The organism is Streptomyces thermospinosisporus, from assembly GCF_039526425.1.
GTDB lineage: Bacteria > Actinomycetota > Actinomycetes > Streptomycetales > Streptomycetaceae > Streptomyces > Streptomyces thermocarboxydovorans.
On the sequence record NZ_BAAAIZ010000147.1, the window covers coordinates 1 to 819 of the forward strand.

Sequence of the window (819 nt, forward strand, 5' to 3'; positions counted from 1 at the left end):
ACCGAGGTCCGGCCGCTGCTGCCGGTGCCGGGCTGGATGCGAGGCCGTGGCGGGCAGCCGGAGGCGTACTGCCACCGGGTGATACTGGACGCGATCCGCTACCTCGTGGACAACGGCATCAAGTGGCGCGCCATGCCGGTGGACTTCCCGCCGTGGGACCGGGTGTATGCGTTCTTCCGCCGCTGGCGCGACCATGACCTGGTCAGGGAGTTCCACGACCGGCTGCGTGCCAGGGTCCGCGAGGAGCTGGGCAAGGACACGGATCCCACGGCCGGGGTGATCGACTCACAGTCGGTCAAGGCGGACGCCGTGGTGGGCGCGGACAGCCGCGGCTACGACGGCGGCAAGCAGATCAACGGGCGTAAACGGCACGTCGTGGTCGACACCCTCGGCCTGCTGCTGGGCGTGATGGTCACCGGCGCCGATATCGGCGACCGCGCCGCCGCCCAGGTCCTGCTGGCGCGGGTGGCCGGCGCGCACCACCACCTCGCCCTGGTCTGGGCCGACGGGGGCTACACGGGCAGCCTCGTCGAGTACTGTCTGGCCGCGCTTGCGCTGGTGCTGGCGATCGTCAGGCGCAGCGACGACATGCGCGGCTTCGTGGTGCTGCCCAAGCGGTGGATCGTCGAGCGCCTCTTCGCTCACCTGATGCAAAGCCGCCGCCTGGCCCGCGACTACGAACGCCGCACCACCAGCGCCGAGGCCATGATCTACTGGTCGATGACCACGGTCATGACCCGCCGCCTGGCCCGGCCACACCGCGGGCGGGCGTGAACCGGCCCGCAGCCGGCTCGGCCAGCCAGCCACGCGCCACCAGGC

1 pseudogene is annotated in these 819 nt (G+C 71.8%); it reads left to right on the forward strand.

Annotation, left to right across the window (positions count from 1 at the left end):
- Positions 1-15 precede the first annotated feature (15 nt).
- Positions 16-720, forward strand: a pseudogene (locus ABD207_RS31650) (IS5 family transposase); the annotation flags it as partial.
- Positions 721-819 lie beyond the last annotated feature (99 nt).